The organism is Bradyrhizobium yuanmingense (assembly GCF_025200905.1).
Classification (GTDB): domain Bacteria; phylum Pseudomonadota; class Alphaproteobacteria; order Rhizobiales; family Xanthobacteraceae; genus Bradyrhizobium; species Bradyrhizobium yuanmingense.
On record NZ_CP104173.1, the window covers coordinates 6442482 to 6467141 of the forward strand.

Annotated in this window: 23 protein-coding genes; 12 read left to right on the forward strand and 11 right to left on the reverse strand. The window is 64.3% G+C overall.

Annotated features, from left to right (window positions below; all coding sequences use genetic code 11):
* Positions 1 to 10: 10 nt before the first annotated feature.
* The 3 genes from N2605_RS29860 to N2605_RS29870 form a co-directional block, all read right to left on the reverse strand.
* Entirely contained in the window at positions 11 to 592 is a 582-nt protein-coding gene (locus N2605_RS29860) for a TadE/TadG family type IV pilus assembly protein (RefSeq protein ID WP_036021610.1), read from the reverse strand.
* A 205-nt stretch (positions 593 to 797) separates the two neighbouring features.
* Positions 798 to 1301: a pilus assembly protein N-terminal domain-containing protein gene (locus tag N2605_RS29865; protein WP_057028157.1), complete on the reverse strand. Its 504-nt coding sequence runs from the start codon at positions 1299 to 1301 to the stop codon at positions 798 to 800.
* Between the two features lie 249 nt (positions 1302 to 1550).
* Positions 1551 to 2378: a sterol desaturase family protein gene (locus N2605_RS29870; RefSeq protein WP_036036840.1), complete on the reverse strand. Its 828-nt coding sequence runs from the start codon at positions 2376 to 2378 to the stop codon at positions 1551 to 1553.
* 272 nt (positions 2379 to 2650) lie between these two features.
* On the opposite strand from N2605_RS29870, the gene N2605_RS29875 reads away from it, so the two are divergent.
* From N2605_RS29875 to N2605_RS29920, 10 genes are all read left to right on the forward strand, one after another.
* Positions 2651 to 2815, forward strand: coding sequence for a Flp family type IVb pilin (locus tag N2605_RS29875; RefSeq protein WP_025033956.1), 165 nt, complete (start codon positions 2651 to 2653; stop codon positions 2813 to 2815).
* Positions 2816 to 2892: 77 nt separating this feature from the next.
* Entirely contained in the window at positions 2893 to 3033 is a 141-nt protein-coding gene (locus N2605_RS29880; RefSeq protein ID WP_162131143.1) for a hypothetical protein, read from the forward strand.
* Between the two features lie 122 nt (positions 3034 to 3155).
* A complete protein-coding gene (locus N2605_RS29885; protein WP_036021607.1) occupies positions 3156 to 3680 on the forward strand; it encodes an A24 family peptidase in 525 nt (174 codons plus the stop codon).
* Positions 3681 to 3809: 129 nt separating this feature from the next.
* Positions 3810 to 4607, forward strand: a complete 798-nt coding sequence (gene cpaB, locus N2605_RS29890; RefSeq protein WP_036021604.1) for a Flp pilus assembly protein CpaB — start codon at positions 3810 to 3812, stop codon at positions 4605 to 4607.
* The gene (locus N2605_RS29895) at positions 4604 to 6094 is read left to right on the forward strand and encodes a type II and III secretion system protein family protein (protein WP_085971991.1); all 1491 of its coding nucleotides are present in this window, start codon (positions 4604 to 4606) and stop codon (positions 6092 to 6094) included. The genes cpaB and N2605_RS29895 overlap by 4 nt, the downstream gene beginning before the upstream one ends.
* A gap of 20 nt (positions 6095 to 6114) precedes the next feature.
* The gene (locus N2605_RS29900; RefSeq protein WP_035998073.1) at positions 6115 to 6849 is read left to right on the forward strand and encodes a CpaD family pilus assembly protein; all 735 of its coding nucleotides are present in this window, start codon (positions 6115 to 6117) and stop codon (positions 6847 to 6849) included.
* Positions 6846 to 8114: a CpaE/TadZ family protein gene (locus tag N2605_RS29905; protein WP_035998070.1), complete on the forward strand. Its 1269-nt coding sequence runs from the start codon at positions 6846 to 6848 to the stop codon at positions 8112 to 8114. The genes N2605_RS29900 and N2605_RS29905 overlap by 4 nt, the downstream gene beginning before the upstream one ends.
* 21 nt (positions 8115 to 8135) lie before the next feature.
* Positions 8136 to 9605 carry a TadA family conjugal transfer-associated ATPase gene (locus N2605_RS29910; protein WP_035998067.1) on the forward strand — a complete coding sequence of 490 codons (1470 nt, stop codon included), beginning with the start codon at positions 8136 to 8138 and terminating at the stop codon, positions 9603 to 9605.
* A 16-nt stretch (positions 9606 to 9621) separates the two neighbouring features.
* Positions 9622 to 10599 (forward strand): type II secretion system F family protein, encoded by a 978-nt coding sequence (locus N2605_RS29915; protein WP_057028159.1) that lies wholly within the window; start codon positions 9622 to 9624, stop codon positions 10597 to 10599.
* Between the two features lie 9 nt (positions 10600 to 10608).
* Positions 10609 to 11583 (forward strand): type II secretion system F family protein, encoded by a 975-nt coding sequence (locus N2605_RS29920; protein WP_036021591.1) that lies wholly within the window; start codon positions 10609 to 10611, stop codon positions 11581 to 11583.
* Between the two features lie 48 nt (positions 11584 to 11631).
* Here N2605_RS29920 and N2605_RS29925 read toward each other — a convergent pair whose 3' ends face one another.
* The 3 genes from N2605_RS29925 to N2605_RS29935 form a co-directional block, all read right to left on the reverse strand.
* On the reverse strand, positions 11632 to 12459 hold the full coding sequence (locus tag N2605_RS29925; RefSeq protein ID WP_036021589.1) for a tetratricopeptide repeat protein: 828 nt from the start codon (positions 12457 to 12459) through the stop codon (positions 11632 to 11634).
* 96 nt (positions 12460 to 12555) lie between these two features.
* A complete protein-coding gene (locus tag N2605_RS29930) occupies positions 12556 to 14061 on the reverse strand; it encodes a metallophosphoesterase family protein (RefSeq protein ID WP_260344342.1) in 1506 nt (501 codons plus the stop codon).
* A gap of 121 nt (positions 14062 to 14182) precedes the next feature.
* Positions 14183 to 14476, reverse strand: a complete 294-nt coding sequence (locus N2605_RS29935) for a hypothetical protein (protein ID WP_260344343.1) — start codon at positions 14474 to 14476, stop codon at positions 14183 to 14185.
* A gap of 32 nt (positions 14477 to 14508) precedes the next feature.
* Here N2605_RS29935 and N2605_RS29940 point away from each other — a divergent pair, with 32 nt between their 5' ends.
* Together N2605_RS29940 and N2605_RS29945 are read left to right on the forward strand one after the other, a co-directional pair.
* A complete protein-coding gene (locus N2605_RS29940) occupies positions 14509 to 15882 on the forward strand; it encodes a leucyl aminopeptidase family protein (RefSeq protein ID WP_260344344.1) in 1374 nt (457 codons plus the stop codon).
* Positions 15875 to 16729 (forward strand): C40 family peptidase, encoded by an 855-nt coding sequence (locus N2605_RS29945; protein ID WP_109142425.1) that lies wholly within the window; start codon positions 15875 to 15877, stop codon positions 16727 to 16729. Before N2605_RS29940 ends, N2605_RS29945 begins: the two co-directional genes overlap by 8 nt.
* Before the next feature lie 7 nt (positions 16730 to 16736).
* Here the strand turns inward: N2605_RS29945 and N2605_RS29950 are convergent, their stop codons facing one another.
* Genes N2605_RS29950 through N2605_RS29970 form a run of 5 tightly spaced genes read right to left on the reverse strand, consistent with a single transcriptional unit; the run spans position 16737 to position 24483 of the window.
* Positions 16737 to 18374 carry an ABC transporter ATP-binding protein gene (locus N2605_RS29950; RefSeq protein ID WP_260344346.1) on the reverse strand — a complete coding sequence of 546 codons (1638 nt, stop codon included), beginning with the start codon at positions 18372 to 18374 and terminating at the stop codon, positions 16737 to 16739.
* A gap of 4 nt (positions 18375 to 18378) precedes the next feature.
* On the reverse strand, positions 18379 to 19557 hold the full coding sequence (locus N2605_RS29955) for an ABC transporter permease (RefSeq protein WP_036021579.1): 1179 nt from the start codon (positions 19555 to 19557) through the stop codon (positions 18379 to 18381).
* Positions 19557 to 20666, reverse strand: coding sequence for a microcin C ABC transporter permease YejB (locus tag N2605_RS29960; RefSeq protein WP_260344348.1), 1110 nt, complete (start codon positions 20664 to 20666; stop codon positions 19557 to 19559). Before N2605_RS29960 ends, N2605_RS29955 begins: the two co-directional genes overlap by 1 nt.
* 2 nt (positions 20667 to 20668) lie before the next feature.
* A complete protein-coding gene (locus N2605_RS29965) occupies positions 20669 to 22555 on the reverse strand; it encodes an extracellular solute-binding protein (protein ID WP_036021593.1) in 1887 nt (628 codons plus the stop codon).
* Between the two features lie 14 nt (positions 22556 to 22569).
* Complete coding sequence (locus N2605_RS29970) at positions 22570 to 24483, reverse strand: extracellular solute-binding protein (RefSeq protein WP_036021576.1); 1914 nt, start codon at positions 24481 to 24483, stop codon at positions 22570 to 22572.
* Between the last annotated feature and the right edge of the window lie 177 nt (positions 24484 to 24660).

Sequence of the window (24660 nt, forward strand, 5' to 3'; positions counted from 1 at the left end):
TCCATCTGCCTCAGAAGGGTTCGTTCTTGAACGCCACCGTCGCCACCATCAGCCGCTTGTTGCTGCATCCCGCGTTGTAGCCGAGGCCGGTGACGATGAGCGGCCATTGATAGAACAGGCGCACCACGACGACCTGACCGGAGCTTCCGGCACTGTACTGCATGCCGGAGGGATTGAAGGTGCAGGAATTGCCGAAATTGGTGAGGCTGAGCGTCCCGAACGAGCTGGTGCTGACGACGTCGACGTACAGCTTGCTGCAATCGAACAGCGCCGGAATCTTGCTGCAGACGAAGGTCTTGAACGTCGTCTGATCGCATGCAGCGACTGTGTTGGGCGCGGACTGGCAGGCCGCCACCGAGCCGCCCTGCGCCTGAGCCTGGCCGGTTAGAATCGCGCGCGCGGAGTCCTGCGCGATGGTCTCGAGCACCTGGCTGGAGAAGAACATGAGCGCCGTCTCGAGGATCGCGAACAGCAGCGCGAAGAACATCGGTGCGACCAGCGCAAATTCGACGGCTGCGGAGCCGCGGCGGTTGCCGCGAAACCGGAGCAGCGCTTTCCGGAGCGTGAACCTCGTAGGTGCAGGCGATGGCATCTCGTCAAATTCCCCAGCGGCCGGCGATCATCTGCCCGTTCAATAGCGGAAACTGATTGTCTAAGTGTTTCAGACGATCCGCTTCCGGCGGACCGCGCCGTTAACACCGCGTTAACCAGCGCCCGCAAGCGGGAGGAAGCACGGCATGCAACGAGGTGCCGCCCTCGAATCGAGCGGCTTGGCGGGATCGGGGCCCGCCCGTGGGCTAGTTTGGCTTGGCAGCCGCGCCGGCACCCGCACCTCCGCTGGCGCTGCTGCTCAGCGTACCGGCCTGGCTCATCGCGTTGTTGAAATAGGTGTCGCTGTCGCCGAGCGTCACGCGGCGCTGGCAAAGCGGCACGCAACTGTAGGACTCCCGCTCGACCCCGCGATAGACGGTGACGAGCCGGTCGCTCGGACCTTCGACCTGGATCTGGCGGTCCACCAGAATCTCGCCGCCGCGGTCGAGCGCGATGAAGTTGGTGGCCCCGTAGCCCTTTCCGGTCACGACGATCATGCCGCCGGGCTGGAGCGTGACGTCGGCGATCAGGGGATTGCCGACCACGATGGTCGCCACCTTGCCGGGCAGCCGCACCAGCTTGGCCTGGTCGACATTGACGGCGATGGTATCGGCGACTGGCTCGGCAAGGCCGGCGGCCGGCGAGGCCAGCACCGCAGCGGCAACCAGTACACAGACGCGCACATGACGGCGCAGCATTTCTTTACGCATACTCTTACCCCCGGGACGTCACAGACCGGCAGAAGCGACCGAATACAGCGGAGCCGGTGCCCGACCCGGCTAACCTGCCTTTAATTCGTGAACGTTCCGCAAACTCGCCGAGTATTGTTTGAACGGACGGACATTTGCGGGCTCGCCCCTAAAGCGCGATGAGTTTTGGATGAATCGTCATCGCGCTTTAGGTTGTTGTTTACGCATGATCTTTCCGGAAAACTGCTTCGCACTTTTTCGGATTATGCTTTAGTGCCGGAACGGATAGGCGAGCTGGCCCCCGATCTCCTTGGGCATGGCCGCTTCGTCCTTGCCGTAATCCTGTGGCAGCCTGCCCTCCGGCATGCGGAAGGTGCCGAACAGCACGTCCCAGATCGGGAACGTTCCGGCGAAATTGGTGTCGCCGCCCTCTTCGAGCGAGGTGTGGTGCCAGCGATGGAAGACCGGCGTCGCCAGCACGTATTTGAACGGTCCGAAAGTCCAGTTCAGGTTGGCGTGCACAAAGGCCGAGTGGAAGGTGGTGAACGGGCCGACCCAGACCATGACGTTCGGGGAGATGCCTGCCATCAGCAGCACGACGTCGACGCTGATCGTCCCGAGCAAGAGATTGACCGGATGGAAGCGCGCCGCGGAGATCCAGCCGATCTCCTCCGACGAATGATGGATGGCGTGATATTTCCAGAAGCCGCCGTCGTGGAAAAGCCGATGCAGCCAGTACAGCATGAAATCGGACAGCACCAGGAACAGCACGGCCTGCAGCCACAGCGGCAGCTGCGCCAGCGGACCGTGGCCATTGTCGTAAAAGGCGATGAGCTCGTCGGCGTCGTGGATGTTGAAGACGACGCTGGCGCCGACAACCAGCAGCCCGATCCGCATGGTGCGGGCGAACACCGGAACGAAGAACCAGTAGCAGATGTCGGTGACGATCTCCCGCTTGCGCCACCACGGCGCGCCGGGATTGCAGGCCCAGAAATGCTCCAGCACGGTGAAGACCGCCGCGAGCACCAAGGTGACCGGGATCACCTTGACGATGGTCTCGCCGAGCATCAAGGCGACTTGCATGGGCAGGCTCGACATCGTCGCCTCTCTCCGCGAATTCCGCTGTAGCTTAAGGCCTACTCCGCGAAATTTAAGGGAGGGTGAAGCACGCGCCGCGTTGGCGGCGCATCCGGAACCGCAACGAATTTGCAGGTGCCGTCTTAAGGCGAAATTCACTCTGGGCAAAAGCATCGCGCCGGACGTGGGATTACCCGGTCGAATTAACTCTCCCGAAAGAGCTCGGCTCTCATGGTCGTCGCGTCAACGACAGCGCCGAACGAGGCGGTCCCCACCCAGACGGAGTTTTGTTCATGAAGAACTTGATTGCGCGTTTCGCGAAGGATGAATCCGGCGCCACCGCCATCGAATACGGCCTGATCGCCGCCGGCATCGCGCTGGCCATCATCACCGTCGTCAACAATCTCGGCACCACGCTGAACGCCAAGTTCAGCTCGATCAGCACCTCGCTGAAGTAAGCGGGTCCACGAACGACGGCAAAAGCCCCGGACCTCCGGGGCGTTTGTTTTTCTGAAGACGGCGAGTTCCAGTGGCGTTGCACGAGTTCAGAACCGATGCCGCGGTCGCGGCCCACGAGACCGAAGCGGCGCAGGCCGGCTCGCCGGTCTATTGGATCTGCCTTGCGCTGCTGGTTGCGACGGTCGCGCTCGCCGCACGTATTGCCAGCTTCTGGTGAAAGCGCGTTCGTCGGCCGAGGCCCGGGCGCGCCCGTGCCGCCGTTGTCGGTTTGTTTAGCATCGCGCGCTAGCATCGCCCGAAGCAGCTCCCGCGACAAACCCAGGCCTCAAGACGCAGCCCATGATTCTCGACCTTGCGCGCCTTCTGCTCTTCCCGGCCCTGATGGCGTTCGCCGCCGCGAGCGATCTCTTCACGATGACGATCTCGAACCGCGTATCGCTGGCGCTGGTGGCGGGCTTCTTCGCGCTCGCCCTCGCCGGGGGCATGGCACCTTACGAGATGCTGAGTCATGTCGGCGCCGGTGCGCTCGTTCTGGTCGTGGCCTTCACCTGCTTCGCCATGGGCTGGGTGGGCGGCGGCGACGCCAAGGTCGCTGCCTCCGTCGCGCTCTGGTTCGGCTTCCCACATCTGATGAACTTCCTGCTCTACGCCTCGCTGTTCGGCGGCGCGCTGACGCTGCTCCTGCTGCAGTTCCGGCAATGGCCGCTGCCTTACGGGCTGGCAGGACAGGCCTGGCTCGCACGGCTGCACGCCAAGGAGAGCGGCATTCCCTACGGCATAGCGCTCGCGCTGAGCGCGCTGATGGTCTACCCGGAGACCGAATGGGTGAAGGCGATCGACCTCGCTCGCCTCGCGCTGCGCTGAACGCTCCGGGTAAACCCGGCGTTAAGGCGATTTAGATACGCCTCATTAACCATGCTTTGACGAATAGCTGGTCAACTGCCGATCACGGCGGCGGCAGCGTCGCGGCGTATTGTTGGAAAGTTGAAGCGTATGAATAGGGCACGCATTGTCGTCCTGACGGTCGCCATCTGCGCCGGCGGCGTCGCCGCGTACCTGGCGAGCGGCTCCGACAATTCTGCGCCGCCTCCGGTTCCGGTCGCACAGCTGCCGACCGTCGACGTCCTCGTGGCCAAGAACGACATCGGCCTCGGCCAGACCGTGAAGCCCGAAGACGTGCAATGGCAGACCTGGCCGACCGCGACCGCCAGCGCCACCTTCATCCGACGCAACGAGCGCCCCGACGGTGCGACCCAGGTGACCGGCTCGATCGCGCGCGCGCCCTTCATCCAGGGCGAGCCGATCCGCGACCAGAAGCTGGTCAAGGCCGAAGGTTCCGGCTTCATGGCGGCAATCCTGCCCACCGGCATGCGGGCGATCTCGACCGAGATCTCGCCGGAGACCGGCGCGGGCGGCTTCATCCTGCCCAACGACCGCGTCGACGTCCTGCTCACCCGCCGGCTCAAGAACCCGGATCAGAGCAGCGGCGCTCCCGACATCGTCACCTCCGAGATCATCCTGGCCAATATCCGGGTCCTGGCCATCGACCAGGCACCCAAGGAGAAGGACGGGCAGAACGCGGTGATCGGCAAGACCGTCACCCTCGAGCTCAATCCCGCGCAGACCGCAACGCTCTCCGCGGCGCGCCAGAGCGGCACGCTGTCGCTGGCGCTGCGCAGCATCGTCGACGTCAAGATGAGCGAGATCACGCTCGATGACTCCGCGCAGAAGCGCGACGGTGTCTCGATCATTCGCTACGGCATTCCAAGTCAGACGGCTAAGGCACGATGAAGACAGTCGACATCAAATACAGGGCAGATTCGGCGACGATGCGGACCTCACTGGTCCGCGCCCTGTCGTTTTCGGCCGCCCTCGCGCTGGCGCTCAACCCGGCGATCGCCCCGGCGGTCGCCGCCGATTACCGCCCTGTGCCGCAGGCCGCGGCGGACGGCCAGATCAACGCGCGTTTCCTCTCGCTCGGCATCGGCAAGTCGGTCGTGATCGACCTGCCGCGCGACATCAAGGACGTGCTGGTCGCCGATCCCAAGATCGCCAATGCGGTGGTCCGCTCCGCACAGCGCGCCTATATCATCGGCGCCGCGGTCGGCCAGACCAATATCGTGTTCTTCGATTCCGCCGGGCAGCAGATCGCGGCCTACGACATCGCGGTGAAGCGCGACCTCAACGGCGTGCGGGCCGCACTGAAGCAGGTTCTGCCCAACTCAGACATCCAGATCGACGGCCTGGGCGACGGTATCGTCCTGTCCGGCACGGCCGCCAACCCTATGGAGGCGCAACAGGCCAACGAGCTCGCTGCGCGCCTGGCCGGCGGCGTCGACAAGGTGGTGAACTCGATCGTGGTGCGCGGCCGCGACCAAGTCATGCTCAAGGTGACCGTTGCCGAAGTCGCGCGTACGATCGTCAAGCAGCTCGGTATCGACCTCACCGCCAACCTCAACTACGGCACATCGGTGGTGAGCTTCAGCAACTCCAACCCGTTCACGGCCCTCGGCCGTAATCTGGTGGATGGCAACAATCTCACTGCGAGTTTCGGCGCGACGCCTTCGGTGCAGGCGACCCTGCGTGCGATGGAGAGCGCGGGCGTGATCAGGACGCTTGCCGAGCCGAACCTGACCGCGATCTCCGGAGAGTCCGCCACCTTTCTCGCCGGCGGCGAATTTCCGGTGCCCGCAGGTTATTCGTGCGATCCCGTCACACGCGTCTGTACCACTCAGATCAGCTTCAAGAAGTTCGGCATCTCACTCAACTTTACGCCTGTGGTCCTGAGCGAAGGCAAGATCAGCTTGCGGGTGATGACCGAGGTCTCCGAACTGTCCAATGAGAATGCGATCACGCTGTCGCAGGCGGTGACCTCGAACACGGTCAACTCGCTGACGGTCCCCTCAATCAAGACACGCCGCGCAGAGACTTCGCTGGAAATTCCGTCCGGCGGCGCGATGGCGATGGCCGGCCTGATCCAGCAGCAGACCAAGCAAGCTGTCAACGGAATGCCGGGGCTGATGCAGCTCCCGATCCTCGGCACGCTGTTCCGCAGCCGCGACTTCGTCAACAATGCAACCGAGTTGGTCGTGATCGTGACGCCCTATGTGGTCCGCGCGGTGGCGCCGAAGGACCTGTCGCGGCCGGATGACGGCTTCGCCCCGCCTGCGGATCCGCAGGCGCAGCTGATCGGCAATATCAACCGGATCTACGGCGTGCCGGGCCGGACCGAAGCGGCCAAGAACTACCGCGGCACCTACGGCTTCATTACCGACTGAGGCGGAACGGGGATTTCACGATGATCACGAGACCACCCCAGCTTCGCAAGCGCGCCATCAGCCTCGGTGGCGCGCTCATCGGCCTCGCGCTCGCGGTCGGGGGCTGCCAGCACGACGAAGTCCTCACGGCGTCCATTCCCGACGACTACAAGCAGCGCCATCCGATCGCGGTCGAGGAGCAGAATCGCTCGATCGTCGTCTTCGTGGGTCATGCCCGCGGCGGATTAACCGCGGCCCAACGCGCTGACGTGATGGGCGTGGCATCGGCGTGGTTGCAAGAAGGCACCGGCGCGATTCGCATCGACGTGCCTTCCAATACGCCCAATGCTCGCCCGGTCGCCGATACGATGCGTGAGATCCAGGCGATGCTGGCGGCGGCAGGCGTTCCGCCGCGCGGCGTCAGCCTTCACCCCTACCAGCCGCAAGACAAGCGCTTCCTCCCCCCGATCCGGCTCACCTATTCCAGGATTGCCGCAGTCGCCGGTCCCTGCGGCCTGTGGCCGGAAGACATCGGACCCTCGATGAAGAACAAGCGCTGGTTCGAGAACAAGGACTACTACAATTACGGCTGCGCTTATCAGCGCAACCTCGCGGCCATGGTCGACAATCCGTCGGATCTTGAGCAGCCGCGGCCCGAAACTCCGTCATACACGCCGCGGCGCATCACCGGGTTCGAGAAGTATCGCAAGGGAACGACGACGGCGACCACCTATCCCGAGGCCGACAGGGCCAAACTCAGCGACACCGGCAAATGATCAGTTACGCGCGCCAGACACACGAAGAGCAGCCGGCAGCAGCTCCTCCGCCGGTCGAGGAGCATATTGCGCCCGCGCCGCGCGTCTCGGTTCAGGCCTTCTGCGAAACCGTGGAGACGGCCGCCGCGGTGCAGTCGGCCGGCGAGGATCGCCGTCTCGGCAAGGCTCACCTGAAGATCCAGATGGGCGGCATGGCGGCCGCGATCGAAGCCTACCGCTCGGCTCCCACGCCGAACGTGATCGTGCTCGAGAGCGACGGTCGCAACGACCTGCTGGGCGGACTCGACCAGCTCGCCACTGTCTGCGATGCCGGCACCCGCGTGGTGGTGATCGGCCGCATCAACGACGTCACGCTCTATCGCGAGCTGGTGCGCCGCGGCGTCAGCGATTACGTGCTAGCGCCGGTCGGCGCGATCGACGTCGTACGCTCGATCTGCAACCTGTTCTCGGCCCCCGAAGCCAAGGCAGTCGGCCGCATCATCGCCGTGGTCGGAGCCAAGGGTGGCGTCGGGGCTTCGACAATCTCGCACAACGTCGCGTGGGCGATCGCGCGAGACCTCGCGATGGACGCCGTCGTCGCCGATCTCGACCTCGCCTTCGGCACGGCCGGGCTCGACTACAACCAGGATCCGCCGCAGGGTATCGCCGACGCCGTGTTCTCGCCTGACCGCGTCGACACCGCGTTCATCGACCGCCTGCTGTCAAAATGCACCGACCATCTCAGCCTGCTGGCAGCGCCTGCGACGCTCGACCGGGTTTATGATTTCGGCACTGACGCTTTCGATGCCGTATTCGACACGCTGCGCTCCACCATGCCCTGCATCGTGCTCGACGTTCCGCATCAATGGTCGGGCTGGACCAAGCGGGCCTTGATCGGGGCGGACGACATCCTGATCGTGGCCGCGCCCGACCTCGCCAATCTGCGCAATACCAAGAACCTGTTCGATCTGTTGAAGGCCGCGCGCCCCAACGACCGGCCGCCGCTCTACTGCCTGAACCAGGTCGGCGTGCCGAAACGGCCCGAGATCGCCGCCGCGGAGTTCGCCAAGGCAATCGAGAGCCAGCCGGTCGTCTCGATCCCGTTCGAACCGCAGATCTTCGGCTCGGCGGCCAACAACGGCCAGATGATCGCGGAGATCTCCGCCAACCACAAGTCGATCGAGATGTTCCTGCAGATCGCCCAGCGCCTGACCGGCCGCAGCGAGACCAAGAAGCAAAAGTCGTCCCTGCTTTCACCTCTGATTGAGAAGTTGCGGGGAAGATAAGCCGCCGCATGGAGTTGTTAAGTGTTCGGTAAGCGTAGCGGAACAGACACCGACCTTCGGGCACCCAAGCCCGGCGCCGTGTCGCTCGAGCCTGCCCCGGCTCAGGCGCCGACGGTTTCGCGCGCTCCGCCTCCGCCGGCCGTCGCCTCGCCGCCGCTTGCGCCCGCCAAGGCTCCGCCGCCTCCGGCCATGGAGAGCCGGCGTTCGGACAATTATTACGAGGTCAAGGCGACCATCTTCGGCGCGCTGATCGAGGCCATCGACCTCGCCCAGCTCGCCAAGCTCGATTCGGAGTCCGCGCGCGAGGAAATCCGCGACATCGTCAACGAGATCATCGCGATCAAGAACATCGTGATGTCGATCGCCGAGCAGGAGGAGCTGCTCGACGACATCTGCAACGACGTCCTCGGTTACGGCCCGCTCGAGCCGCTATTGTCGCGCGACGACATCGCCGACATCATGGTCAATGGCGCCAACACCGTCTACATCGAGGTCGGCGGCAAGATCCAGCGTACCGGCATCCGCTTCCGCGACAACCAGCAGCTTCTCAACATCTGCCAGCGCATCGTCAGCCAGGTCGGCCGGCGCGTCGACGAATCCTCGCCGATCTGCGACGCGCGCCTCGCCGACGGCTCCCGTGTCAACGCCATCGTGCCGCCGCTGTCGATCGACGGCCCCGCGCTCACCATCCGCAAATTCAAGAAAGACAAGCTGACGCTGGATCAGCTTGTCAAGTTCGGCGCGATCACGCCGGAAGGCGCCGAGATCCTTCAGATCATCGGCCGCGTCCGCTGCAACGTGCTGATTTCCGGCGGTACCGGCTCGGGCAAGACGACCCTGCTCAACTGCCTCACCAACTACATCGAGCACGACGAGCGCGTCATCACCTGCGAGGACGCCGCCGAGCTCCAGCTGCAGCAGCCTCACGTGGTGCGGCTGGAAACCCGTCCGCCCAACATCGAGGGCGAGGGCCAGGTCACGATGCGCGAATTGGTGCGCAACTGCCTGCGTATGCGTCCCGAACGCATCATCGTCGGCGAGGTCCGCGGACCCGAAGCCTTCGACCTGCTGCAGGCCATGAACACCGGCCATGACGGCTCGATGGGCACGCTGCACGCCAACAACCCGCGCGAGGCGCTGTCGCGCTGCGAATCCATGATCACGATGGGCGGCTTTTCCCTTCCGTCGCGAACAATTCGCGAGATGATCTGCGCCTCGATCGACGTCATCATCCAGGCCGCGCGCCTGCGCGACGGCTCCCGCCGCATCACCCACATCACCGAGGTGATGGGCATGGAAGGCGACACCATCATCACCCAGGACATCTTCCTCTACGACATGGTCGGCGAGGACGCCAACGGCAAGATCATCGGCCGGCACCGCTCAACCGGCATCGGCCGTCCGAAGTTCTGGGAACGCGCCCGTTATTACGGCGAGGAGAAGCGCCTCGCCGCAGCGCTCGACGCGGCGGAAGTCGCGCCGAAGACGTGAGCAGATTGGCAGCGCCATGAACATGCAGGTCCTCGCCCTCGCATTCCTCGCCACCGCAGCAGTTGGTGGCATCGCCTGGGTATTCCTCTATCCGGTGCTGTCTGGGGAGCGAAAGGCGGAAAGCCGCCGTGCCTCGGTCGCGCGCGCCGAAGCGCCCACGGCCCGGCAGGCCGAGAAAACCCAGCGCTCTCGCCGCGAGCAGGTCGAGTCCACGCTGAAGGACCTCGAGGCGCGGCGCGCCCAGGAGAAGAGCGCTCCGCTCAGCGTCCGCCTGTCGCAGGCCGGGCTCGACTGGACGCCGCAGAAGTTCTGGACCGTGTCCGCCGTGGTGGCCGGCGTTTTTTTCGCGGCCGCTATGTTCGCGGGCGGGGGCCTGATCGGCGCCGCCGGTCTTGCCTTTGCCGGCGGCTTCGGCCTGCCGCGCTGGGCACTCGGCTTCCTCAAGAAGCGTCGCGAAACCAAGTTCCTGGCTGCACTGCCCGACGCGGTCGACGTGATCGTCCGCGGCATCAAGGCAGGCCTGCCCTTGTTCGAATCGATCAAGGTCGTAGCCGCCGATTCGCCCGAGCCGCTGCGCAGCGAGTTTCTGGCCATCATCGAGACGCAGGCGATCGGCATGCCGCTGGGCGAGGCCTGCGCGCGGCTTTACGAGCGCATGCCGCTGCCGGAAGCCAATTTCTTCGGGATCGTGGTGTCGATCCAGCAGAAATCGGGCGGCAACCTCTCCGAAGCGCTCGGTAACCTCTCCAAGGTGCTGCGCGACCGCAAGAAGATGAAGGAAAAGATCCAGGCGATGTCGATGGAAGCCAAGGCCTCGGCCGGCATCATCGGCTCGCTGCCGCCGATCGTGATGTTCCTGGTCTATCTCACGACGCCGCAATACATCTCGGTGCTTTGGACTCATCCCACCGGCCAGCTGATGCTGGTCGGCTGCGTCGTCTGGATGTCGATCGGCATCCTGGTGATGAAGAAGATGATCAACTTCGATTTCTGACGGTGTCGCATGGTCGAATTCCTCGTCTCGAAACTGCACGACGTCCGTTTCATGACCATGCTGCTCGCGGCCATCGCCGCGAGCGCCACCGTCTATACGCTGGTGATGCCGTTGTTCGCCGGCGAGGGCCTCTCCAAGCGCATGAAGGCGGTGGCGAGCGAGCGTGAACGCATCCGGCAGCGCGAGCGTGAGCGTCTCAACAAGAGCGAGAAGGTTTCACTGCGCCAGACGCCGAAGCAACTCGTCTCCAAGGTGGTCGAGGACTTCAACCTGACCAAGTGGCTCGCGCAGGAGGCTGCGCGGGACAAGCTCATCATGGCGGGTTACCGCGGCCAGGCGCCCTACATCACCTTCCTGTTTGCCCGCATGGTCGCCCCGATCGTGTTCTTGATCGGCTCGGCCCTCTACGTGTTCGTGATCGGAAACATGCAACAGGCGATGCCGATCAAGATCGGCATCTGTATCGGCGCCGCCTATCTCGGCCTCCAGGCGCCGATGCTGTTCCTCAGGAACGCGATCTCCAAGCGCCAGCTCTCGATCAAGCGTGCGTTTCCCGACGCGCTCGATTTGCTCCTGATCTGCATCGAATCGGGCATGTCGGTCGAGATGGCATTCCGGAAAGTTGCGACCGAAATCGTGGGCCAGTCGATCGCGCTGTCGGAGGAGTTCACCCTGACCACGGCCGAGCTGTCCTACCTGCAGGATCGCAAGGTCGCCTATGAGAACCTGGCACGGCGCACCGGGCTCGAGGGCGTCAAGTCGGTGTGTCTGGCGCTGCAACAGGCGGAACGATACGGCACTCCGCTCGGCCATTCCCTGCGCGTCATGGCGCAGGAAAATCGCGACATGCGCATGAACGAGGCCGAGAAGAAGGCGGCCGCGCTGCCGCCGAAGCTCACGGTGCCGATGATCCTGTTTTTCCTGCCTGTGCTGTTCGTGGTCATTCTCGGACCCACCGCCATCAAGGTCACCGAGATGCAATGAGCCGGGCTGGACCGTACGGTCCGCCACCAAGGCCAGGAAGTCAGATGATCAGCCGGGCTGGCTCAGCGAAGCGACCGGCGTCCGCTTCGGCGCGCCGCGCGGGGCCTCGCTACGGCTCAGCATCTCCTTGAGATAGGCGACATTGGCCGCAGCTTGGTCCGGCGGCAGGTCCGCCTTGACGATGGTCTCCGCCTCCGCGAAGCGGCCCTGCAGGCCGACGACCAGGCCGAGGTTCTGCCGGACCCGGGCGCTGGCACGCGGCGAGGCATGCGCCTGCCGCAGCGCCTCTTCCGCCTTCGGCAGCTCTTTCGACAGCATGTAGGACAGGCCGAGGTTGGAGAGCACGCCGGGATCACCCGGTGCGATCTTGAGCGCGCTCGCGTAATAGGATCGCGCCTCCTCATGACGGCCCATCTGGTCGAGCGCGGTGCCCTGCACGGAGAGCAGGCGCCAGTCCGGATTGTCGGGCGAATGCGCCTTCGACAGCACGTCGAAGGCCTGCTGGAAATTGCCGTTGTCGGCGAGTGCGCGGCCGTACTGGGCAAGCAGCGCCTTGTTGCCGGGGTTGGCGATGGTCGCCTGCTCGAGCACGGCGGCGGCCTGGGCGCGCTGGCCGTTGGCGCGCAAGGCCTGTCCATAGGCGAGCGCGGCGTCGGCATCTTTGGGATTGGCGCGGTAGCGCTCGCCATAGGCTTCGACCGCACGCGCCGGATCGGTGGGCGCGCGGTCGGCGGAGGCCGCGTCCGCCCGGGGGCCGACCGAGCCCGTCACCTCCGAGAGCTTCGACATCGCCGTGCAGCCGCCGAGGCTCATCGCCACCGTCGCGACCAGCGACGTCGAAGCAAGTAGCCGGGTAAGCCTGATCCGTTGACGCATGACGCTTTGACTCTCGAGCTGCTCGATCGAGCCGAACGTGTCAGCAGTAGAATGTTAACCCTAACGGCCGGTTAACAGCGCTCAGACGCGCTTCTCTCACGCCGGCGATGGTTGCGGCGGCGCTTTGCCGCCGAGGCCGAGATCGGGGCCGAGCGCCTGCACCTGCTGATCCAGCTCCAGCAGCAGTTGCAGCCTCTGCCGCCCCCGCCGCTGAACGTCGACACCTTCAGAAGGCAGCCGCGGCACCTGACGCAGGAAGTCGTTACAATTGATCAGGCCTCTCCCGTAGAGCTCATCGAGCTGAGCGCGATCGATGCCGAGCACGTCAGCGGATTGCTCGATCAATCGGCCGAGCAACGTTTTCACCGCGGCGAGCGCGTCGCTGTCGAATCCCGGCCGGGATCTCGCGGCCTTACGCTCGAGCTCCGCCCAGGCATGGGCCGAGACCATGTAGGTGTAGAGCGCTATCGCCCAGTTCGGCTCCGCCTCATCGTAAAAGCTGCCACGCATGAACAGCCGGCGGACGATCGCCGCGACCTGGTCGCGTTTCAGTGTGCGGGACGAGGCCGCCTCGATCGCCGACTGGACGGCCGGATCGCGGGAAAAATCCCGCCCCGCCGGCAGCCTGATGACGCCGCCCGGCAGGTTGGAATCGAGCGGCCTGAAGGCCGCATCGTTGCGGAGCCTCGTATAGCGGGTGATCGCGAAGCGGTGCTCGTTGCGGCCGGCATGGGACGCGGGGCCGAAATGGACGAGGTTGAAACCGGCATCGTCGCCGGCTTGCCCGGTCGAGGACGGACAGGAGAGCACGTAGATCGTGCGCCAGAACGCCTCACCGCTCTCGCTCGACGTCGCACGCGGATCGGGGATGGAATAGCGGGTCAGCCCCTCGACATGGCGATGACCGTGCAGAACCAGATCGAAATTGAGCGAGGTGGCGGCCTCGAGGAAGGTCGCGGGTGCGGCGAGATACATCAGCGGCTCGTCCGGCATGCCTAGAAAGCGCTTTCCTTCGCCGGTGGCCTGCGGCAGTGGGTGATGGTGCAGGGCCAGCACACGAACCAGATTTTCCGCCGGCTCGGCGTAGTCGGCGCGCCCGGCCGAACCGATGCTTCCCGCGACCTCGGCGCTCAGCCGGGCGGAATCGGCGACCATCGCCTTGTAAGCGCTCTCGTCGATCTTGCCGCTCGCGAGCGCCTTCAAGTTGGCGCGATTGGAATCGAGCAGCACCAGGTCGAGGCCTGCCTGACGGTAATAGACATTCTTCGCCGTCCGCGGCAGGTGCAGGTAATCGTAGGCGTCGTGACGGCCCGCACGCTGGCTCGGCCGCTTGACGTCGTGATTGCCTGCCACGGCTTGGATGTCGGTGAATAGCCCCGTCTGCCGGAAGCATGCGATGACGGCGAGCGCCTCGTCGAGCGCGCGCGGCGTTGGGTCGTCCACCAGATCGCCCGTGATCAGCAGGATGCGATCGGGAACATTCGCGGCAGCCGCCATCTTCTCGCAAATCGCGGCCCTGAGCGTCTCGATGGCCGGAAGCAGCCGGCCCGACCCGTCCAGATGCAGGTCGGAAATCTGCGCAACAACGAACGATCTATCCATTTTGCGCCGCTCATCTGCATATGCTGCGCCGCCCAAACAATGAGAAAAATGCTTCGACCAGATTCAGCCGTATCGACCCAACCTGGGCAGGCACCATGCCGCCGCGTGTCTGCGTTCGGGTTCATGCAGAACAAGCGACACAATCTAAAATGTTCGTCGATAATGCCACAACCGAAGCGCTAGTAAAGCCCTGCGGCCGTGGCGTTGCGAACGGCAGCTCTTGGCGTGAGATACGAGATTTGTTCGCGGACGGTTTCGTCGCGCCCGTTCGATACTCGATGGCAAGCCGCTCGCGGATCTCGTCGAGCGCATCGAACCGCATGCCCACCTTGCGGCGAGTAGCGGCTCGCTGAACGGTGACGGCAAAGCCGATTGCAGCGGCGGCCAAACTCTGCGAAGTCTCGTCCGTTCGCATGACTCGCCTGAACTGACGATCCGGACCCGCCAATGCCTTCTGTCTTCGAGACGTCATCCACCGCCACCCCGATCACCTTCGTCACCAAATCGAGCTGGGATCAGGTCGCCGAAACGCTGCCGCCGGCGCAACGCCAGTTCGCGCGTGCCAGCGCCTTCGCCGCCAAGCCGGGCAGCTATCTGGCGCTGCCCGCGACCGACGGCACCATTGCGCAGGTGCTGTTCGGGCTCGAGGAAGAGGATGCAAGATCGCGCGACCTGTTTCGGCCCGGCGCCCTGCCCGGCCTCTTGCCGCCCGGCACCTATCGGTTTGCCAATGCACCGCACGATGCGCGGCTGGCCGCGCTCGCCTTCGCATTGGGTTGCTACCGCTTTGCCCGCTACCGCAAGGCAGATCGGCCCGAGATCCGGCTGGTGCCGCCTGACAGTGTCGACGCGGCCGAGATCGAGCGGATTGCCGATGCGGCAATGCTCGCGCGCGACCTCATCAACACGCCGTCCAACGACATGGGCCCGGATGAGCTCGCCGCGGCCGCGCAAGCGCTCGCCGCCGAGTTCGGCGCGAGCTTTTCCTGCACCGTCGGCGAAGAGCTGGCGAAGAACTTTCCGCTGATCCACGCCGTCGGCATGGCCTCCAGCCGCGCGCCACGGCTGATCGACATCATCTGGGGCGATCCTGATCATCCCAAGGTGACGCTGGTCGGCAAGGGCGTCTGTTTCGACACCGGCGGGCTCGACCTGAAGCCGTCGAGCGGCATGCTGATCATGAAGAAGGACATGGGCGGCGCCGCCAACGTGCTGGCGCTGGCGCGCATGGTGATGGATGCGAAGCTGAAGGTGCGGCTGCGCGTGCTGATCCCGGCGGTGGAGAACGCCGTCGCGGGCAATGCCTTCCGTCCGCTCGATATCTTCACCTCGCGCAAAGGGATCACCGTCGAGATCGGCAACACCGACGCCGAAGGCCGCCTCGTGCTCGCCGACGCGCTGGCTCTGGCCGACGAGGAGGAGCCCGATCTGCTGATCGACCTGGGCACGCTGACCGGCGCCGCCCGCGTCGCGCTCGGGCCGGATCTGCCGCCCTTCTACACCCATGATGAGACGCTGGCTGCCGACCTCGCGCGCTGCGCGATGAGGGAGAACGATCCGTTGTGGCGCATGCCGCTGTGGCCGCCTTACGATGCCTGGCTGGACTCCAAGACCGCCACCATCACCAATGCACCCTCGGGCGGTTTCGCCGGCTCGATCACCTGCGCGCTGTTCCTGCAACGCTTCGTCGAGCACGCCAAGAGCTGGCTCCATGTCGACATCTATGGCTGGACGCCGTCGGCGAAGCCGGCGCGGCCCGAGGGCGGCGAATGCCAGGCCGCACGCGCCATCTACGCACTGCTGAGCGAGCGCTATGCCTGATCCAGGACACGACCCGAGGCTGACGCCGGCGCGGGGCGACCTTGCCGCCAAATATCTCGAAGGCAAGGTCGAGGCGCAGCGCTTCGTCGAGGGTGACGAGTTCGAGGTCGTCGAGCCGATCGCGCCCATACGCGAGCAGCCGTCCTCGAACGCGACGTTGATGACCGAAGCGCTGCGCGGCGAACGCGTCACCATCTACGACCGCAACGGCGAGGGTTGGGCCTGGGGCCAGCTCAGTAGCGATGGCTATGTCGGCTGGCTCCCGGATGCGGCGCTCGCAAAACCGTCGGCTGCCGCAACGCACTTGGTCGGCGCACTGCGGACGTTTGCGTTCCCCGGCCCCTCGATCAAGCTGCCGCCGGCCGACACGCTCGTGATGGGATCGAAGCTTGCCGTAGCGCGCGAGGACGGCAGCTTCGCCGTGACGCACGACGGCAGATATCTGCCGAGAACGCATCTCATCCCGCTCGATCATCGCGAGCCGGATTTCGTCGCGGTGGCCGAGCGCTTCGTCGGCACGCCCTATCTCTGGGGCGGCAAGAGCAGCTTTGGCATCGATTGCTCCGGCCTCGTCCAGGTCTCGCTGACATCAGCCGGGATCGGCTGCCCGCGCGACAGCGACATGCAGCTCGCCGGTCTCGGCCGCACGCTGGAGCCGCACGAGCGGAGCAGCTCGCAGCGCGGCGATCTGATCTTCTGGAAAGGTCATGTCGCCATCGTGCGCGACGCCACCACCATGGTTCACGCCAATGCGCATCACATGGCAACGGTGATCGAGCCGATCGAGCCGGCGATCGCGCGGATCAAGGCGGCTGGCAGCGAGGTCGTCGCGATCAAGCGGCTCTGACGGAGCGCTACGTCGCCACCGCCCCGTTCCCGGCCGTCTCCAGCCGGAACGCGGCCGCGAACAGCGCTCGGGTATAATCCGTCTTCGGATTCCTGAACAATTCGGCCGCCTGCCCCTCCTCGACCACCTTGCCGCCGCGCATCACGATGAGGTGGCTGGCGAGCGAGGCGACGACACGCAAATCGTGCGAAATGAACATGTAGGTGAGCTCGCGCTTGCGCTGGAGCTCGCGCAACAGATCGACCATCTGCGCCTGGAACAGCATGTCGAGCGCGCTGGTCGGCTCGTCCAGCACGACGAAATCAGGCTCCAGCACGATCGCGCGCGCGATCGAGATGCGCTGACGCTGGCCGCCGGAGAATTCGTGCGGATAGCGGAAGCGCGTCTCCGGATTGAGTCCGACATCCTCGAGTGCCTTGACCACGCGCGCCTCGCGTCCCTCGCGCGAGAGCGCCGGCTGATGCACGGACAGGCCCTCGGCGATGATGTCGGCGACCGACATGCGCGGTGAGAGCGAGCCGAACGGATCCTGAAACACGATCTGCATGTCGCGCCGGAAGGGACGCATCTCCTTGAACCGCAGGCCCTGGATGTCGTTCCCTAAGAACACGATGCGTCCGTTCGAGGAGATCAGCCGCAGCAGCGCCAGCCCCAGCGTGGTCTTGCCCGAGCCGGATTCGCCGACCACGCCGAGCGTCTCGCCCTTGCGTACGGCGACACTGACCCCATCGACCGCCTTGATGTGACCGACCGTTTTGCGCATCAGGCCGCGCTTGATCGGGAACCAGACTTTTAGGTCATTGGCCGACATCACCACCGGCGCATTCGGCTGCGGCGGCGCCGGATCGGGCTTGGGCTCCGCCGCGAGCAGGTCGCGTGTATAGGGATGTTTCGGGGTCTTGAAGACCTGCTCGACCGGACCCTGCTCGACGATCACGCCCCCCTTCATGACACAGACGGTGTCGGCAATGCGGCGCACGATGCCGAGATCGTGGGTGATGAACAGCAGGCTCATGCCGAGCCGCGCGCGGATCTCGGCGAGCAGCGCCAGGATCTGCGCCTGCACGGTGACGTCGAGCGCCGTGGTCGGCTCGTCCGCGATCAGAAGGTCCGGCTCGTTGGCGAGCGCCATCGCGATCATCACACGCTGGCGCTGGCCGCCGGAGAGCTGGTGCGGATAGCTGTTCAGCCGCGTCTCTGGATCGGGAATGCCGACCTGGGTCAAGAGCTCCAGCGTCCGCTTGCGGGCCTGCGCATTGCTGGTCGGATTGTGCAGCTGGATGATCTCGCCGATCTGCGCCTCGATCGTGTGCAGCGGATTGAGCGAGGTCATCGGCTCCTGGAAGATGATGGAGATGTCGCTGCCCCTGATCTCCCGCATCTGCTGCTCGGACTGGTCGATCAACTCCTGGCCCTTGAAGCGGATGCTGCCGGAGGGATGGGAGGCATTCGGATACGGCAGCAGCTTCAGGATCGAGAGTGCGCTGACCGACTTGCCGGAGCCGGACTCGCCGACCAGCGCGACGCATTCGCCGCGCTTGATCTGGAACGAGACCTTGTCGACCGCGAGCGTGGTGGCGCCGCCCTGGTGAAAGGCCACCGAGAGGTCGCGAACGGCGAGCAGGGGCTGGTTGATCGCATCCATGGCCTTACCTGAACGTCTTGCGCGGGTCGAAGGCGTCGCGCACGGCTTCACCGATGAAGATCAACAGCGAGAGCATGATCGCGACCGAGAAGAAGCCGGAGAAGCCGAGCCACGGTGCCTGCACATTGGCCTTGGCCTGCGAGAGCAATTCGCCGAGCGAGGGCGATCCCGGTGGCAGGCCGAAGCCGAGGAAATCGAGCGCCGTCAGCGTCATCACCGAGCTCGATACGATGAACGGCAGGAACGTCATGGTCGCGACCATCGCGTTCGGCAGCAGGTGGCGGAACATGATCAGAGGATTGGAGACGCCGAGCGCACGTGCCGCCTGGACGTATTCGAAATTGCGCCCGCGCAGGAATTCGGCCCGCACGAGGCCAACCAGCGAGACCCAGGAGAACAGCAGCAAGATGCCGAGTAGCACGAAGAAACCGGGCACCAGCACCGAGGACAGGATCAGGAGAAGATACAGCGATGGAATCGCGGTCCAGATCTCGATAAAGCGCTGGAAGATCAGATCGACCCAACCGCCGAAATAGCCCTGCACCGCACCCGCCGCGATGCCGATGACCGACGAAACGATGGTGAGGCAAAGGCCGAACAGCACCGAGATGCGGAAGCCGTAGATCAGCCGCGCCACCACGTCGCGGCCCTGATCGTCGGTGCCGAGCCAATTGTATTCGAGATCGCGGCAGCTCTTCAGTCCCTTCTTCTCCACCACCGGCTTGCACTGCTTCTCCGTCAGCATCCAGGTCGGCGGCGACGGCGCCGGCGTCGGCAGATCGAGATTGTGGGTATCGTAGGAGTAACGGATCAGCGGCCAGACGATGCTGCCGCCCTTCTCCTTGATCAGCTTCTGCAAGTAGGGGTCACGATAGTCGGCCGCCGTCTCGAAATCGCCGCCGAACGTCGTCTCCGAATAGGTGACGAAAGCCGGCCAATAGAGACGGCCATCGAACTTGATCAGGAAAGGCCGATCGTTCGCGATCAGCTCGGCGAACAGCGAAATCACGAACAGGCCGATGAAGATCCAGAACGACCAGTAGCCGCGGTGGTTCGCCTTGAAGTTCTGCCACCGCCGCCGGTTAAGCGGCGATGGAGCGAACGGCTTGCGCGTGATCGGAACGGCATCGCCGAGCGGCGACTTCGCTGTGGTCTCAATCGGCGTCGGCGCGGTGATCGTCATCAGACCTCCCGCGCTTCGAAATCGATCCGGGGGTCGATCCACATATAGGTCAGGTCGGAGATCAGGTTGATCACGAGGCCGACCAGCGAGAAGATGTAGAGCGTGCCGAACACCACGGGATAATCGCGATTGAGCACGCTCTCGAAGCTGAGCAGTCCGAGCCCGTCCAGCGAGAAGATGGTCTCGATCAGCAGCGAGCCGGAAAAGAAGGCGTGGATGAAAGTGCCGGGGAAGCCGGCGATCACGATCAGCATCGCGTTGCGGAAGACGTGGCCATAGAGCACCCGGTTCTCGCTGCAGCCCTTGGCGCGGGCGGTCATGACGTATTGCTTGCGGATCTCATCCAGGAACGAGTTCTTGGTCAGGAACGTCATGGTGGTGAAGGCACCTAGCCCCATGGCGATCAGCGGCAACGTCAGATGCCAGAAATAATCGATGATCTTCCAATACCAGGGAAACTGCGACCAGCCGTCCGAGGTCAGTCCGCGCAGCGGGAACCAGTTGAAGAAGGAGCCGCCGGCAAACAGGATGATGAGGAGAATGGCGAACAGAAAACCGGGGATGGCATAGCCGAGCACGAGCACCGTCGAGGTCCAGGTGTCGAACCGCGCCCCGTCGTTCACGGCCTTGCGAATGCCGAGCGGGATCGAGATCAGGTAGGTCAGAAGTGTTAGCCAGAGGCCAAGCGAGATCGAGACCGGCAGCTTTTCCTTGATGAGCTGCAGAACGCTGACGTCGCGAAAATAGCTCTTGCCGAAATCGAAGCGGGCGAAGTTCCACACCATCAGCAGGAAGCGTTCCGGCGCCGGCTTGTCGAAGCCGAACTGCACTTCCAGCTTCTTGATGAAATCGAGGTCGAGGCCCTGCGCGCCGCGATATTTCGAGTTGACGGAATCGCCGCCCGCACCGACCTGTCCCGGCGCGCGCTGCGCAAAATCGCTGCCGCCCGATATGCGCGAGGTGCCGCCGGTGTCGGCGCCCGAGAGCTGCGCGATCACGCGTTCAACCGGGCCGCCCGGCGCGAATTGCACCACGACGAAGGACACGAAGAGGATCCCAAGCAGGGTCGGAATCATTAGCAGGAGGCGGCGGGCGATATAGGCGCTCATGGCTATTTTGCCTGCTCGAGCTTGGCCGCCTTGGCGGGCTCATACCACCAGATGTCGGGCGCGCCGACGCCGTTGGCATAGCGCGGCAGCTTCGGCGGATGTCCGAACTGATCCCAATAAGCCAGCCGGTGCGTCTTGTTGTACCATTGCGGCACCCAATACCGGCCGGCGCGGAACAGGCGATCGAAGGCGCGGCAGGCGACGGTCAGGTCTTCGCGGCTGTCGGCCGCCATGATCTTCTCGATCATGGCGTCGATCGCCGGACTGGCGACGCCAGCCAGATTGTACGAGCCCTTGGTGTTTGCGACCTGCGAGGAGAAGAACGCGCGCATGGCATCGCCTGGCGTCGCCGACATGCTGAAGCGCTGGATGGTCATGTCGAAATCGAAATCTTCCTGCCGGGCTTTGTGCTGTACGGCATCGACGAGGCGCACGCTCGCTTCGATGCCGAGCGTCGCGAGATTCTTGATGTAAGGCGCGTGGTGCGGCTGGAACGAGGGCTCATCCAGCAGGAACTCGATCTTGAATGATTCGCCGTTCGGCAGCACCCGCTTGCCGTCCTTGATGGGCACGCCGGCCTCGGTCAGCAATTGCTGCGCCTTGCGGAGCAGGCTGCGGTCCTGTCCGGAGCCGTCGGAGGCCGGCGGCGTGAACGGCGCCGCGAACACCTCGTCAGGAACCTGGCCGCGAAACGGCTCCAGCAGCTTCAGCTCTTCCGGCGAAGGCGGCGCATTGCCGGCCATCAGGTCCGAGTTCTGGAACGGCGACACCGTACGAGCGTAAGCGCCGTACATGATTGTCTTGTTGGTCCATTCGAAATCGAAAGCGTTGATCAGGGCCTCGCGCACGCGGGGGTCTTTGAATTTGTCGCGCCGCGTATTGATGAACCAGCCTTGCGCACCGGAGGGCGTATCGTCGGGCACGACCTCCATCTTGACTCGGCCTTCCTTCACCGCGGGGAAGTCATAGCGCGTCGCCCAGATGCGCGAAGTGAACTCCTCGCGATAAAGATAGCTCTTGCCGGTAAAGCCCTCGAAGGCGACGTCGCGGTCGCGATAGAATTCATAGCGGACGACATCGAAATTATAGCTGCCGCGGCAGGGCGGCAGATCAGCGGCCCACCAGTCCTTCACGCGCTCGAACTCGATGTAGCGATTGACCTCGAACCTGCCGACCCTGTACGGGCCCGAGCCGAGCGGAATCTCCAGCGACGATTCATCGAACGGGCGGGAGGCGTAGTACGCCTTCGAGAAGATCGGCAGGCTGGCGACATAGAGCGGCACGTCGCGTGCACGCCCCTTGGCGAAGGTGACGACGAGCGTCGCATCGTCGAAGGCTTCGGCACTGACCATGTCGCGCATCTGCACGGTGATCAGCGGATGCCCCTTGGTCTTCAGAGTCGTCAGCGAATAGGCTGCATCGTGGGCGGTGAGCCTGGTCCCGTCGTGGAATTTCGCCTCGGGTCGCATCGCGAAGCGGTAGACCAGCTTGTCCGGCGATATCTGCACGGATTTGGCCGCCAACCCGTACATTGCGTCGGGCTCGTCAGCTGCGCGGATCATCAGCGGCGAGAACGTCATACCCATACCTTGTGCGCCGTCGCCTTTCAGGATGAAGGCGTTGAGCGAGTTGAAGGTCTGGTAGGACTGATTGTAGGCCCGCACCGACGGGATTAGCGAGAACGTGCCGCCTTTCGGCGCGTCGACATTGACGTAATCGAAATGACGGAAGTCGGCGGGATATTTGAGATCGCCGAATGCCGACATGCCGTGCGCCTCGGTCGCCGCTTCCGATGCTCGCGCGCTGCGCAGCAGCGGCGCGCCGACGGACGCCCCGAGGGCGCCGCCAACACCCAGGACCAGCACATGGCGGCGTGACATCTGCGTCATGCGGGGATTGTCCTTCACGATTTCTTTGCGATCCGTGCCGCCTTGTCTGCGTCGTACCACCAGATGAACGGGAAGCCGGACAGACCATACCTGGGCAATTCCGTCGGCCGGCCGAAGCGATCCCAGCGCGCGGTGCGCACCTTGTTGTAGGTCCATTGCGGCACGACGTAGTGATTCCACAGCAACACGCGGTCGAGGGCCTTGGTGGCCGCGACGAGATCGTCGCGATCAGTGGCGTAGATCACCCGCTCGATCAGCTTGTCCACGGCCGGATTCTTGATACCGGCGATGTTGCGCGACCCGGCGATGTCGGCCGATTTGGAGGACCAAAACTCGCGCTGCTCGTTGCCCGGCGATTGCGACTCGCCCCAGGAGTTCGTCACGATGTCGAAGTCCCACTCGCGCGTCCTGTTCTCATACTGGGTCGGATCGACCGTCCGAACGCTCACCGCAATGCCGAGCCGCTCCAGCGACGGCTTGTAGAACAGCGTAATTCGTTCGAAGCTGGGATCCGAGTTGAGCAATTCCAGCGAGAACTGCGCACCGGTCTTGACGTCGACGAGCTTGCGATCTCGCACCTCGTAGCCGGCTTCCTTGAACAGGCGCAGCGCCTCACGCAAATTGTCGCGCACCGCCTCCGGATTACCCCCGACAGGATTGGTGTAGGGCGTCGTGAAGACCTCGGGCGGTACCTGGGCGCGGACGGTCTCGAGAATTTCGAGCTCCTTACCCTGCGGCAACCCCGTTGCCATCAGCTCCTCGATGCCGTCGAAATAGCTGCTGATGCGCTTGTACTGGCCGTAGAAGATCTGCTTGTTCATCTCCTCGAAGTCGAACGCGTAGTTGAGCGCACGACGCACGCGCGGATCGCTGAACTTGGCGCGGCGCAGGTTCGGCACGAAGGCCTGCATCACGCCCGAGCTGCGATTGACGAATTCCTCGAGGATCACCCGCTTTTCGGTCACGGCCGGGAAATCATAGGCGGTCGCCCAACTCTTCGCGCTGTTCTCGGTGCGCCAATCGACCTGGTCGGCCTTGAAGGCCTCGATCGCAACGGTGCCGTCGCGAAAATATTCGTAGCGCAGCTCATCGAAATTATTGCGGCCCACATTGATGGGAAGATCGCGGCCCCAATAGTCCTTGACGCGCTCCAGCGCGATCGAGCGTCCTGCGACGAATTCCTTGACCTTGTAAGGGCCCGAGCCGAGCGGCACTTCCAGCGTGGTGGTGGCGATATCGCGCTTGCGGCCCTGCGCGTCCGTCCCGTCCCACCAATGTTTCGGAAGGACGATCAGCTGTCCCACGATCAGCGGCAGCTCGCGGTTGCCGGGTGCGTCGAACACGAACTTCACGTCACGCTCGCCGACCTTCTCGGCCTTCACCACATGGCTGTAATAGGCCGAGTACATCGGATGGTTCTTCTTGAAGGAATCGAGCGAGAAGATCACGTCCTCCGGCGTAACAGGCTTGCCGTCATGCCATTTCGCCTGCGGGCGCAGGCGATAGGTGACGAAGGAAAAATCGTCGGGATGGCTGACCGCTTCGGCCAGCGCGCCGTATTCGGTCGAGACCTCGTCGAGCGACTGCGTCAGGAGCGATTCATAGATGAACGCGACGGCACCAGCGACCTGGCCCTTCACGCCCGAGACAACGATGTTGAAATTGTCGAACGTGCCGACGGCGATCTGGCGCGCGACACCGCCTTTGGGGGCGTCCGGATTGACGTAGTCGAAGCGCTTGAAGTCGGCGGGGTACTTGACCTTTCCGAACAGCGACAGCGCGTGGCGCCAAGGCAACCCGCCGGAAGGCAGCTCAGTTGCTGATTGCGCATGCGCCACGCCGACGGGAACGCCCGCGAGGGAGCCAAGGGCTGGAAGCGCTGCGGCTGCAGTGCCGGTGAGCAGGAGATCGCGTCGGGTAATGGCCAAATCAACATCCCTGTCTTGAAGGAGGCTACTCCTTTAAGTTCCCAATATAGGCGAGGTTTCGACCGAATATGTTGCTTTTTCCTCATCTTGGAAGCCCGGCCGGCCTATCGGATGCGGCCAAACGCCCCGATAACGTCGCCGCGAGGCCCGGATAAGGAAACGGCCAGACTTTTCAGC